The organism is Pseudomonas kermanshahensis, assembly GCF_014269205.2.
Taxonomy (GTDB): Bacteria; Pseudomonadota; Gammaproteobacteria; order Pseudomonadales; family Pseudomonadaceae; genus Aquipseudomonas; species Aquipseudomonas kermanshahensis.
The window spans coordinates 361,522-373,536 of sequence record NZ_JABWRY020000001.1; the positions used below are offsets into that span (position 1 = coordinate 361,522).

The 12,015-nt window shown below is 64.4% G+C and carries 10 protein-coding genes; 4 read left to right on the forward strand and 6 right to left on the reverse strand.

The window, feature by feature from the left end:
- Positions 1-8 precede the first annotated feature (8 nt).
- Entirely contained in the window at positions 9-965 is a 957-nt protein-coding gene (locus tag HU764_RS01765) for a FecR domain-containing protein (protein ID WP_186681683.1), read from the reverse strand.
- On the reverse strand, positions 952-1,467 hold the full coding sequence (locus HU764_RS01770) for a sigma-70 family RNA polymerase sigma factor (protein WP_027594502.1): 516 nt from the start codon (positions 1,465-1,467) through the stop codon (positions 952-954). The genes HU764_RS01765 and HU764_RS01770 overlap by 14 nt, the downstream gene beginning before the upstream one ends.
- Before the next feature lie 172 nt (positions 1,468-1,639).
- On the opposite strand from HU764_RS01770, the gene HU764_RS01775 reads away from it, so the two are divergent.
- The 3 genes from HU764_RS01775 to HU764_RS01785 all read left to right on the forward strand — a co-directional run bounded on the left by HU764_RS01775 (position 1,640) and on the right by HU764_RS01785 (position 5,932).
- Positions 1,640-2,266: a DNA-3-methyladenine glycosylase family protein gene (locus HU764_RS01775; RefSeq protein WP_085274121.1), complete on the forward strand. Its 627-nt coding sequence runs from the start codon at positions 1,640-1,642 to the stop codon at positions 2,264-2,266.
- 148 nt (positions 2,267-2,414) lie between these two features.
- Positions 2,415-3,473, forward strand: coding sequence for a bifunctional DNA-binding transcriptional regulator/O6-methylguanine-DNA methyltransferase Ada (gene ada, locus HU764_RS01780; protein ID WP_186681687.1), 1,059 nt, complete (start codon positions 2,415-2,417; stop codon positions 3,471-3,473).
- 56 nt (positions 3,474-3,529) lie between these two features.
- Positions 3,530-5,932, forward strand: a complete 2,403-nt coding sequence (locus HU764_RS01785; RefSeq protein ID WP_186703611.1) for a DUF3772 domain-containing protein — start codon at positions 3,530-3,532, stop codon at positions 5,930-5,932.
- Positions 5,933-5,962: 30 nt separating this feature from the next.
- Here HU764_RS01785 and HU764_RS01790 read toward each other — a convergent pair whose 3' ends face one another.
- From HU764_RS01790 to HU764_RS01805, 4 genes are all read right to left on the reverse strand, one after another.
- A complete protein-coding gene (locus HU764_RS01790) occupies positions 5,963-7,180 on the reverse strand; it encodes a DUF3422 domain-containing protein (RefSeq protein WP_186681692.1) in 1,218 nt (405 codons plus the stop codon).
- Positions 7,181-7,347: 167 nt separating this feature from the next.
- Positions 7,348-8,778, reverse strand: a complete 1,431-nt coding sequence (locus tag HU764_RS01795) for an aldehyde dehydrogenase family protein (RefSeq protein ID WP_186703612.1) — start codon at positions 8,776-8,778, stop codon at positions 7,348-7,350.
- Positions 8,779-8,791: 13 nt separating this feature from the next.
- On the reverse strand, positions 8,792-10,291 hold the full coding sequence (locus HU764_RS01800) for a purine-cytosine permease family protein (protein WP_085274116.1): 1,500 nt from the start codon (positions 10,289-10,291) through the stop codon (positions 8,792-8,794).
- A gap of 93 nt (positions 10,292-10,384) precedes the next feature.
- A complete protein-coding gene (locus tag HU764_RS01805; protein ID WP_099452884.1) occupies positions 10,385-10,774 on the reverse strand; it encodes a YybH family protein in 390 nt (129 codons plus the stop codon).
- A 231-nt stretch (positions 10,775-11,005) separates the two neighbouring features.
- Between HU764_RS01805 and HU764_RS01810 the strand changes: the two genes are divergently transcribed.
- Complete coding sequence (locus HU764_RS01810; protein ID WP_186681699.1) at positions 11,006-11,995, forward strand: Fic family protein; 990 nt, start codon at positions 11,006-11,008, stop codon at positions 11,993-11,995.
- Positions 11,996-12,015: the final 20 nt, after the last annotated feature.

The following is a 12,015-nucleotide window of genomic DNA, read 5'->3' on the forward strand; positions in this document are numbered from 1 at the left end:
CGCGGGGTTCAGGCGGCGTCGATGCTCACCCAATAGCGTGTGCGGTACTCGACCCGCACCGGCAGGCTGCGCGTGAGCAATTGCAGAATCTGCCCGGTATCGGCCAGCTGGTAGGTGCCGGAGACCTTGAGGTTTGCCACTTCGTCGGCGCAGCGCAGCAGGCCCGGGCGGTAGCGGGCCAGCTCCGCCGCGAATTCGCCCAGCGGCATCTGCTGCACGCTGAGCACGCCGTCGGTCCAGCCCCACGGGTCGCTGCGCAGGCTCACGGCCTGCGAGCTGCCGTTGGCCTGCACCTGCAAGGTTTCGCCAGCCTGTACCAACCGCGCTGAAGGCGACGCGGGGAACAGTGTGACCTCGCCACGGCGTACGGCCACCAACAAGCCATTGTCGTTTTCGCGCAGCAGCAGTTGGCCGTCGAGTGTGCCCAAGGTGCCGACACGGGTATCGATGCGGAAGGGGCGGCTGTCGTTGGCGTTGGCGTCCAGGCTGACCTCGCCCCGTATCAGTTCGAGCAGTCGTTGTTGGCTGCTGTAGTGCAGGTCGATGGCACTGGCGGTGTTGAGCTGGATACGGCTGCCATCACTGCCTTGCAATTGCCGGCGCTCACCTGCCGCGGTGCTGCTGTCGGCCAGTAGCTGCGGCAGGCCCAAGGGCGCGCGCGCGGCCCAGCCCAGGCTGCCGCCAACGGCCAACAGCGCCAGCAGCTTGAGGTGGTCCCGGCGGCTGCTGTGCTGGCGCTGGCTGGCGTCGAGGGTGCGTCGGCTCAGTGCCTTGGGCAACCCGGCCAGCTCGTCGCTGAGGCTGCTGACACGCTGCCAGGCCTGAGGGTTTTGTGGGTGGCTGGCCAGCCATTGCTGGAATTGCCGCTCGGTACGCGGGCTGGGGGTGTCGAAGCGCAGTTTCACCAGCCAGTCGATGGCCTGGTCGACCTGGGTTTGCGCGGGGGCGTTCTCAGCGTTCGGCATAACGCAACCGGTAGCAGACACCCAGGGCCTTGGCCAAGTCGCGCTCGATGGTCGCGCGGGACACATCCAGCTGCAGGGCGATCTGCGCGATGCTCAGCCCGTCGATCTGGGCCAGCAGAAAGGCCTGCCGCACCCGCGGCTTCAGCGCCTGCAGGGCGCGGTCGAGGCGTTCCAGCGTATCGAGGATGACCAGCCGGTGTTCCTCGCTGGGCACTTCGGCTTCCGGCAGGTGGGCCAGGCTTTCCTGATAGGCCCGCTCCAGGGCGCGGCGGCGGAACTGGTCGATCATCAGCCCACGGGCGATGGCGCTGAGGTAGGCGCGGGGCTCCTTGAGCGGTGATGCCTGACGGGCACGCAACACCCGGACGAAGGTATCCTGGGCCAGGTCGGCGGCATGCTCATGGCACCCGACCCGGCTGCGCAGCCAGCTGCTTAGCCAGGCGTGGTGGGACTGATAGAGCAGAGCGACCTCGGTGGGCTTGAGCGTGTCGTTGATCTGCATCGTATCGAAGGCCTGATCCCGTGAGCGTGCGCGATTGTGAATAGTTCTCAATTCTATGCGGGTAACGCGCCGCAGAGCAATGGTATGCCAGGAATTAGCCGCGCAAGATCCGGCGTTTCGCCGATGAACGGTTGGGCTAAGCTAGGCCTCTAGTCGACGTGTTGGAGCCGCTATGATCCTGGCTGACCTTTCGCCCGAAGCCTACCGGGAAGCTGCCCGCTACCTGGCCGAGTCGGACCCGGACTGGGCGCGGCATATCGCAGCGATCGGGCCGTGCCTGCACCAGGCGACGCCGGGACGCGAGCCTTATGAGGCGCTGGTACGGGCGATTGCCTACCAGCAATTGCATGCACGCGCTGCCGAGTCGATTTTGGGCCGGCTGTTGGCGCTGTTCCCCGAAGGCGGCTTTCCCGCACCGCAGCAATTGCTGGCCGTAACGCCAGAGGCGATGCGTGCGTGTGGTTTTTCGGCGAGCAAGGCAGCCACGGTTCAGGGCATTGCCCAGGCCCGGCTAGCGGGGGTGGTACCCAGCCGCGAGGAGGCGCTGGCCATGCCCGATGACGCATTGATCGAGCGCCTGGTGGCCTTGCGCGGGGTAGGGCGTTGGACGGTGGAGATGTTGCTGATTTACTGCCTTGAGCGTTCGGACATTCTGCCGGTCGACGACTTCGCGGTGCGTGAGGGGTATCGTCGGCTCAAGGGGTTGGAGAAGGCACCGACGCCGGCGCAGATGCGCTCGCTGGGCGGTGGCTGGCGCCCGTTCCGCACCGTGGCGGCCTGGTACCTGTGGCGGGCCTGAGGTATTTGCTGTGCCTGCACCGGCCTCTTCGCGGGCAAGCCCGCTCCCACATGGTCTCCACTGTCGTCGGGACCCGTGGTGTACCTGTGGGAGCGGGCTTGCCCGCGAAGAGGCCGGTACAGGCGATAAAGATAAGAGGTAACCCGCGATGAAACCCTACACAACCTCCGAACAACGTTGGCAGGCCGTGCAGGCTCGCGACGGTAACGCCGCCGGTCACTTCGTCTACGCCGTGCGCACCACCGGTATCTACTGCCGCCCTGGCTGCAAAGCGCGCATGGCCAAGCGCGAAAACGTCGCGTTCTACAGCGATGCCGCCGCTGCCGAATCTGCGGGTTACCGGGCCTGCAAGCGTTGCACAAGCGCGAGCCGTGCCACTGCAACCCGGCGTAGCGAGCTGGTCACCCGCGCCTGCCGCCTGCTCGAGGGCGACGAGATTTCGCCGAATCTCGACCAACTCAGTGCACAACTGGCCGTCAGCCCCTTTCACCTGCACCGCCTGTTCAAGGCCGAAACCGGCTTGACCCCCAAGGCTTACGCTTCGGCGTTTCGTGCCAGGCGCCTGCGCGAGCACCTGGAAAATGACCAGCGCTCAGTCACCGATGCCATTTACGACGCCGGCTACAACTCCAACAGCCGCTTCTACGAAAGTGCCGAGCAACGCTTGGGCATGCGCCCCAAGGCCTACCGTGCCGGCGGGCAGGGGGCGACCATTCGCTTTGCGCTGGGCCAGTGTTCGCTGGGGGCGATATTGGTGGCGCAGAGCGAGAAGGGCATTTGCGCGATCCTGCTGGGTGATGACCCCGAGCCACTGCTGCACGCGTTGCAGGACCAGTTCCCAAACGCCCGGCTGATAGGCGGCGACAACGAATATGAACGCGTGGTCGCCGAGGTGGTGGGCTTTGTCGAAGCGCCAGCACTGGGCCTGGCGCTGCCTTTGGATGTGCAAGGCACGGCTTTTCAGGAGCGGGTCTGGCAGGCCCTGCGCGAGGTGCCGGCCGGCTGTCGGGTCAGTTACACCGACATCGCCGAGCGTATCGGCGCACCCAAGGCGGTGCGCGCGGTGGCCATGGCCTGCGCCGCCAACCGCATTGCCGTGGCCATCCCGTGCCACCGGGTGGTACGCCGCGATGGCGACATTAGCGGCTACCGCTGGGGCGTCGAGCGCAAGCAGCAACTGCTCACGCGAGAAACGGCACTCTCCTGATCGCCTCAAGCCGCGTAGAATCCCCCGCCAAATCGAAATGTATAGAGGAATGTTCGATGAGGCGTGTCAGCCTTGCCCGTTATTGCCTAGGCGTATTGGCCCTGATGGTGGCGTTGGCCACCCCGGCCTGGTCCGCACCGGCCACGCCAGTCTCCAGCCTGGCCGCTGCCGAACTGCCGGTGCTCGAAGAAAACGCGAGCCTTGAGCAACTGAATGACCGACTCGACGAGATCCGCCAGGGCGTCACCAGCAACGCCAATGACGACGTGCTCTCGCAGTTGCGCCAGGCCGCCATGCAGGTTCAGCGTCAGGCCGATGCACTGAGTGCGCTGCGGACCACCGACGTCGATGGCCTGGACGACAAACTCAAGGTGCTTGGCCCGCCCCAGCCGGACGAGACCGCGACCATCACGCTTCAGCGCAAGGACCTCGAGGCGCAGAAAAAGTCCGTATTGGCCGAGCAGGAGCAGGCAACCAAGCTGACCCAGTCGGCCCGCGACCTGTCCACGCAGATCGTCAACCTGCGCCGCAGCCAGTTCAACTCGCAGGTCACCAGCCGCGCGACGAGCCCGCTGACCCCGGCGTTCTGGCAATCGCTGATCCGCCCTACCGCCGAAGACCTGAGTCGCCTGCGAGACCTGCGCGGCGAGGCGGCCGATGCCGTGGCCAGCGCGTTCAGTGCCGAGCATCGCTGGTTGTTCCTGACCAGCCTGGTGGCGGCAATCCTGGTCTGGACCTTGGTCCGTCGCCTGCTCGAACGCCTGCTGGCAGACGCCATGATCCGCTGGCTGCCGGAAGGCCGCCTGCGCCGCAGCGCCTTGGCCCTGAGCGTCAGCCTGGCGACGCTGGGTACCATCGCTGGCTCCGTGTCGCTGCTGCGCTGGGGCCTGGAAAGCAGCGCCGAGCTGGGTTCGGACATCGCCAGCCTGACCAACCATATCCTTACCCTGGTGGTGTTCAGCGCCTTCATTTCGGGCCTGGGCCGCGCCATGTTGATGCTGCAGCGCCCGTCCTGGCGCCTGCCGCCGATCCACGATGAAGTGGCCAGCGCCCTGGGCTGGTTCCCCAAACTGCTGGCCCTGGCGTTGATGGTGCTGCTGACCCAGGAGCGCATCAACAGCGTGATCGGCACCAGCCTGGCGCTGACCGTGGCCACCAACGGCCTGACCGCGCTGGTGGTGGCGGTGATTTTCTCGGTGGCCTTGCTGCGCTACCGCCGCACCTTGCGCCAGCATGACCTGGAGCGCCCGACCGGCCTGGCGGGGCTGATCCCCTTCGTCATCGTGGTGTGGGTGGGGTTGATCGTGCTGGCACTGCTGGCCGGCTTCCTGACCCTGGCCTACTTCCTGACCGCCAAGTTGCTGTGGATCAGCGTGGTGGCCACCTGTGCCTACCTGTTGACCACCTTCCTCGGTGACCTGTGCGAGACCTTGCTGTCGCCTCGTCAGCCCGGTGGCCTGGCCTTGGCGTCGACGCTGGGCCTGGCGCCGCGTCATCAGGCCCAGGCCAGCACGATTCTCGCCGGCATTGGTCGCACTGTGTTGCTGTTCCTGGCGGTATTGCTGGCCTTGACGCCGTCGGGCACCAGCCCCGGCGAATTGCTGCTCAGCCTGGGGGATTGGGACGATACCGGTGGCAAGATGCTCGGCAACATGAACATCGTGCCGCAGGACATCCTGTTGGCGGTGGTGATGTTCTTCGGCGGCATGTTCGGTATTCGTGTGCTCAAGCGCTGGTTGAGCGAGCGCCTGCTGCCAGAAACCGACATGGACGCCGGCATGCGCGCCTCGCTGGTGACGCTGGTGGGTTACCTGGGCTTCCTGTTCCTGGCCATGCTGGTGATGTCGACCCTGCGCATCAACCTGACCAGCCTGACCTGGGTGGTGAGTGCGCTGTCGGTCGGTATCGGTTTTGGTCTGCAGCAGATCGTGCAGAACTTCATCTCCGGCCTGATCCTGCTTACCGAGCGCCCGGTGAAGGTGGGCGACTGGGTCAGCCTGGCCGGTGTCGAGGGTGATATCCGCCGCATCAATGTGCGCGCCACCGAGATTCAGATGTCCGACCGCTCGACGGTGATCGTGCCCAACTCGCAGTTCATCTCGCAAAACGTGCGCAACGTGACCATGGGCAATGCCCTTGGGGTGGTCAGCATTACCCTGACCTTGCCGCTGGAAACCGATGCCAACCGTGTGCGGGAATTGCTGCTGGCGGCGTACCAGGAGCATGAAGCGATACTGGATGCACCTGCGTGTTCGGTGTCGTTCAAGGACCTGACCACCAGTGGCATGGTCATTGGCGTCAGTGGTTATGTAGCGGGGCCGCGGCAGGTGTCGGGCACGCGCAGTGACCTGCTGTTCACCATTCTTGGCCGGTTACGCGATGAGGGCATCCCGCTGTCGTCGCCGCAAAGCATGGTGTTGGTGCAAGAGGGCGCGCACCCGGCTGACGAGCCGGCGTGAAGCCGGGGCCGCACAGCGGCCCACAGGGCTTCAATGCTGCTTGGCCTGCCTGATCCTCACCAGGATCACCAGCAGCACTAACAGCACTGGCGGCGCCATCGCCAACAACCCATCCCGCGCCGTCAGCCCCACCCCCAGCACATTCAGCCCGCCATACAGCAGCTTGAACAGGTTCAACAGGTAATAGGTGATGGCGATGATCGACAGCCCCTCCACCGCCCGCTGAATCTTCACCTGGGCGTCGGCCCGGGCATTGAGGCTGCGCAGGATCTCTGCGTTCTGCTCTTCCATCTCCACCTGCACCCGGGCCTGCAGCAGGTCCCCCAGGTTGGCGACATTCTTCGCCAACTGCTCCAGCCGTTGCTCGGTGGCTGCGCAGTAACGCACCGTAGGCTTGAACCGGCGTTCGATGAACACGCCCAACCGCTGGCAATCGCCCACGTGGCTTTCGCGCAGTTCAGCCAACCGCTCAAACACCAGTTGCGCATACGCCTGGGTAGCGCCGAAGCGGTGGCGGGTCTTCACCGTGTGGCTGACCACCTGCCGCGAGAGCAGGGCGATGGCGTCGAGCAGCCCCTTGGAGTCGTGGCCATCGCCGCCGGCGCTGCGTTCGGACAGGCTCACCAGGGTCTTGTCGAAGGCGTCCAGCTCTTGGCTCAGGGCCTTGGCCGTGGTCAGGGTCAGCGAGGCCATCATGCGGTAGGTTTCGATCTCCAGCAGGCGCCGGATCATGCGGCCCTGGCGGTAGGCATTGAGGCGGCGATTGATGAACAGGAAGCGGTTGGTACCGTCCTCGGTCAGGCGAAAATCGCTCCACACCGACGCATCGCCACCGCCCACACAGGAGCCGCAGGGGTCTTTGAAGCCATAGTGGCTCAGGTCGAGGTCCTGTTCGTCGCGGACCAGCACCTGCACCGCATTGATCACCTGCGCCGTTTGCGGGGCGATGGCTTCGGCTAGCACCTGTGGCAGGGCTTGCCACTCGGTGTTGGCGGTGGAGCAGGGCACCACCAGGGTCAGGGTGAAGAACTCGGTGTGCCGTTCCCATTTGAACGGGTGGCCGTCCAGCCGGGTAATGCCCTGCGCTGCGTTGATGTGCTGCGCCTCTGGGCAGCAGCGTTGCAGCAGCGCCGCACACGCTGCATCGCCGCCGAGCAAGGCGAGGTGGAAGACATGGGCCGGGCCGTCGAAATACAGCGACGGGCGAGCGTGCAGTTCGTTGTGCAAGGCGGTGCGTTGAGGGTGCATGGTGGTCCGGCCTGGTGTTGTGATTGTGGGGGTACCAGGAAGTGGGACTTTGCGCGATGACTGAAAAGTCACGTGGCCATGAGGGCCTTTGTGAAACGGAATCATGCGCAAAGCAAAAGCCCCTTGTGACATCCGTCAGCAAGGGGCTTCTTGACCAGCCGCTGGGGTTAACCCAGGCAGCGCGTCACATGCTTCACCGAGAGGTACCCCGACAACCCCCAGGGCCCGAGCTCGCGCCCGATGCCGCTGCCTTTGGTTCCGCCCCACGAGGTCTCGACGAATACTGCCTGCACCGAGTTGATCCACACGTGGCCAACCTCCAGCGCATCGGCAACGCGTTCGGCGCGTTCCAGGTCGGCAGAGCAGACCGTGGCCACCAGGCCGAAGCGGCTGTCGTTGGCTTCGGCGATCGCCTGCGCTTCAGTGGTGAAGCGCCGTGCACACAGCACCGGGCCGAAGATCTCTTCGGTCCACAGGCGGCTGTGGGCCGGGACGTCCACATACAGCGTGGGGCTGACGAACCAGCCATCACGGTCCAGCGCTTTGCCGCCGGCCAGGCATTGCAGGCCCTCTTCGCGTGCGGTGGCGAAGTAGCTGGCAACCTTCAGCCATTGCGCCTGGCTGGTCAGCGGGCCCATGTCCACTTCTTCGCTCAACGGGTTGCCCACCCGCAGGTTCTCCAGTGCCGCCTGCAAGCGCGGCAGCAGCGCATCGGCGATGCCGTCCTGCACCAGCAGGCGTGAGGTGGCCGAGCACATCTGCCCGGCGTTCCAGCTGATGCCAGCGACAATCCATTCCACGGCCTGGTCGATGTCGCAATCATCGAACACCACGATCGCCGACTTGCCGCCTAGCTCCAGCGTCACGGGCCGGCATTGGGCAGAAGCGCTGCGCATCACCTGGCTGCCAACACTGTTGCTGCCGGTGAACGACAGCTTGTCGAGGCCTGCGTGGTTGCTCAGCGCCGCGCCGGTTTCGGCCTTGCCGTTGACGATGTTCAGCACGCCGGCGGGCAGGCCGAGGGCCTCGGCGATCTGGCCGTACGCCTGCTCGATCAGCGGGGTGATTTCCGAAGGCTTGAGCACCACGGTGCAGCCTGCGGCCAAGGCGGGGGCGAGCTTCCAGGCGCTGGTCACCAGCGGGAAGTTCCACGGCACGATCAGGCCGACCACGCCGACCGGTTCCAGGCGGGTGCGGGCGGTGAAGCCGGGCGCGGCCAGGGGCACATCGCGGTTCCTTTGCGGCAACTGCTCCGCCAGGTCGGCGTAGTAGTTGAAGGTGGCAATCGCGTCGTCCAGGTCGATTTCGGCCTCGTGGCGCGGCTTGCCGTTGTTGCGCATCTGCAGGGTGATCAACGCTTCACGGCGCTGCCCGAGTTGCTCGGCGAAACCGCGCAGGTACGCTGCACGTTCGCTGGCGCTGGTCTGCTTCCAGGTCGGCAGGGCTTCGCGCGCGGCGGCCACGGCTTGGTCGACCTGGGCAACGCTGGCGGCCATCAATTCGGCGAAGGGCTGGCCCAGGGCAGGGTCATTGACGCTGATGCAGTCGCTGCCTTGGCCTTCGACCCAGCGGCCGGCGATGTAGTGAGAAGTGGTCATGGGCAAATTCCAGTCAGGCCATTTCGGCAGTGATTACCGGCGCATGCGAGGTGCTTTTGCAGCGCACCCAGCGCGGGCCATTGGGCCCATATACGCCAGCAGGTTCAGGGAACAGGTTGAGCAGAGCGAGGTACAGTACCCCCGCCAGCCCCAGGGTTACCGGCAGGCTCAGGTCGATGCCGCCGGCCAGGTCGCCCAGCGGGCCAACGAACTGACCCGGCAGGTTGACGAAGCACAGGCCGACTGCCGCGCTGGGGATCCACGCCCCCATGCCGCGCCAGTTCCAGCCGTGCGTGAACCAGTAGTGGCCGCCGCGCTGGCCACGGGTGAACACCTGCAGGTCATCGGCATGGTAGAAGCCGCGACGGGTGATCAGGCCGAGGATCATGATCACCATCCATGGGCTGGTGCAGGTGATGATCAGCACGGCGAAGGTCGACACGCTCTGCACCAGGTTGAAGGTGAAGCGGCCGATGAAGATGAAGCCGATCGCCAGCACGCCGATCAGCAAGGTGGCGGCGGCGCGGCTGAGCAAGCGCGGGAACACGCTGGACATGTCCAGGCCCGTGCCGTACAGCGCGGTGGTACCGGTGGACATGCCGCCGATCACCGCAATCAGGCACACCGGCAGGAAGAACCAGCTCGGCGAGATCGCCAGCAGGCCGCCGACATAGTTGTTGGCCGCGATATAGTCAGGCGCCTGGCTGGCGACCAAGGTGGCGGTACACAGGCCGAACAGGAACGGGATCAAGGTCGCGGCCTGGGCGCCGATCACCGCCAGCATGATGCGCGACTTGGGCGTGGTCCGCGGAATGTAGCGCGACCAGTCGCCCAGGAACGCACCGAACGACACCGGGTTGCTCATGGCCAGGATCGCCGCACCGACGAAGGCTGCCCAGAAACCCGCTTGGCCAAGGTTGACGCTGCCGGCATAGCCCGCATCGAACGGCCCGGCGAAGGCCGCGATGCCCAGCAAGAACAGCAAGCTCGACGCCCACACTGCAATCTTGTTGACCCACAGCATGAAGCGGAAGCCGAAGATGCACACCACCAGGACCAACACCGCGAACAGGCCATAGGCCAGGCCCAGGGTGAGGTCGGTTTCTGGTAGGCCGGCCAGGCGTTTGGCGCCACCCACCAAGGCATCGCCCGAGCTCCACACCGACAGCGAGAAGAACGCCACGGCGGTGAGCAGCGACAGGAACGAGCCGACGATGCGCCCGTGCACGCCGAAGTGCGCGCCCGACGACACCGCGTTGTTGGTGCCGTTGAGCGCACCGAACAGGCCCATGGGGGCGAGGATGATGGCACCGATGCCGACCCCGAGCACAATCGCCCAGACCCCGGCCTGGAACGACAACCCGAACAGCACTGGGAAGCTGCCCAGCACGGCCGTGGCAAAGGTGTTGGCACCGCCGAAAATCAGGCGGAACAGGTCAAGCGGGGAGGCGTGGCGTTGGTCGTCGGGAATCTGTTCGACGCCGTTGGTCTCGATACCGGTCGAGTGGCTCATGGTGATACTCCAGCGCGGTTGTTGTCGCCCGGCGCAGTGCGCGGGCCTTATTGTGGGTGCGATGGCAGAGCGGCAAGGCCGCGTAAAAGAGGATCAGGCGGTGGTGACGACCGACAGGTGTTCATGGCAGGCCAACCAGCGCTCGCCCTGGCGGCGAAACACGATGGTTTCACGCTCGGCCAGCTGGTGCTCTTCACCGGCGATGCGGATGTGTGTGGCCACATCGTGCATGAAGATCGCCACGTCACCTTGCAGGCTCACTTGCGCATTGCCCGACTCACACGCCAGCACGGCAAAACCGTCGGCCTGCCACTGGGCCCACACGGCTTCATAAGCGCCACGCGACAACAGCGGCTGCGCCAAGGTGTGGAAGAGAAAGGTGGCGTCTTCGCTGAAGCAGGCGAAGTAGCGGGCGGTGTCGTTGCTGGCAAAGGCATCGACGAGGTCGGCGGCGGCTTGCCGTACCTGGAGTGTCTGGTCCACGGGAGTGGCCTCACGCTTTTTGTGATTGTGGTGAGCGATTCTGGTGGCGCTTGGCGGGGGGAAAAATCGCTGGGGGCAAATAATCAGTTCAGGAAAGTGTGAAGTGATGTTTGGCTGGCTTTACCCTCGTATTGCCCGTGGATTAAGGTGGAAGGAGTCGTGTTGAGCAGTAGCCATTGGCGTGTAGAACGTAAAACTGACGAAGCCCCTTACCTCCTTGGACTGTAGGCAATGAGTAAGTACGAACCACCGCTCACGGTAACACCTCGTATTTTGGCATTGGTTGCCGAGATCAGTGAGCTTGTGGGGTTGTTGGCTGCTCACCCGGACAGCGGGCTGACGCCGCAACTGCGCCGGGGCAACCGTATTCGGACTATCCAGGCATCACTTGCAATAGAGAACAATACGTTGAGCGTGGAGCAGGTAACTGCATTGCTGGATGGCAAGCGGGTATTGGGGTTGCCACGTGAAATCCAGGAAGTCCGAAATGCATTCGTTACCTATGATGCAATGGCGAACTGGCGCCCCGGCTCTCAAGACGATCTCCTCGCTGCACACGGTATGCTGATGCAAGGGCTGATTGATGACGCTGGCCATTTTCGCAAGGGGGGCGTAGGGATCTATCGCGGGGTACGCTTACTGCACATGGCGCCCCCAGCCAGTCGGGTCGCGACGCTCGTGCAGGGCCTATTGCACTGGCTCGTAAAAAACGATTGGCACCCCCTGATCATCAGCTGTGTATTTCACTACGAGTTTGAGTTCATCCACCCGTTTGCTGATGGAAATGGGCGAATGGGACGGCTCTGGCAGACGCTGTTGCTTAGTCGTTGGCGACCAGTCCTGGCATACCTTCCGGTAGAAACGGTAATCCGTGAGCAGCAAGAAGCCTACTATTTGGCGCTTGCCGCAGCCGATCAGTCTGGTGAAGCAACCCCGTTTGTCGAGTATATGCTCCAAGCACTGCTTCAAGCCCTCAGCGAAGCAGTGGGTAGCGATCAAGTAGGCGATCAAGTAACCGATCAAGTAGCGAGACTGCTCAATGTTCTGCCCATTGGGATTTCATTGAAGGCCAATGAATTGATGGATCGCCTTGGGCTCTCGCACCGTCCCACATTCAGCAAGAATTACCTTAAACCAGCAATTGCTATGGGTTTGATCGAAATGACTGATCCTCATTCTGCTCGCAGTCCTAGACAGCAATATCGTCGAGTCGCCAAGTAAACGATCCGCTTGTATGGGCC

Excerpts from the sequence above, each read along its gene's own strand:
- ada (WP_186681687.1), top strand. The coding sequence starts at position 2,415 with ATGAAACCCTACACAACCTCCGAACAACGTTGGCAGGCCGTGCAGGCT.
- HU764_RS01810 (WP_186681699.1), top strand. The coding sequence starts at position 11,006 with ATGAGTAAGTACGAACCACCGCTCACGGTAACACCTCGTATTTTGGCA.
- HU764_RS01765 (WP_186681683.1), bottom strand. The coding sequence starts at position 965 with ATGCCGAACGCTGAGAACGCCCCCGCGCAAACCCAGGTCGACCAGGCC.
- HU764_RS01770 (WP_027594502.1), bottom strand. The coding sequence starts at position 1,467 with ATGCAGATCAACGACACGCTCAAGCCCACCGAGGTCGCTCTGCTCTAT.
- HU764_RS01800 (WP_085274116.1), bottom strand. The coding sequence starts at position 10,291 with ATGAGCCACTCGACCGGTATCGAGACCAACGGCGTCGAACAGATTCCC.
- HU764_RS01785 (WP_186703611.1), top strand. The coding sequence starts at position 3,530 with ATGAGGCGTGTCAGCCTTGCCCGTTATTGCCTAGGCGTATTGGCCCTG.
- HU764_RS01790 (WP_186681692.1), bottom strand. The coding sequence starts at position 7,180 with ATGCACCCTCAACGCACCGCCTTGCACAACGAACTGCACGCTCGCCCG.
- HU764_RS01795 (WP_186703612.1), bottom strand. The coding sequence starts at position 8,778 with ATGACCACTTCTCACTACATCGCCGGCCGCTGGGTCGAAGGCCAAGGC.
- HU764_RS01775 (WP_085274121.1), top strand. The coding sequence starts at position 1,640 with ATGATCCTGGCTGACCTTTCGCCCGAAGCCTACCGGGAAGCTGCCCGC.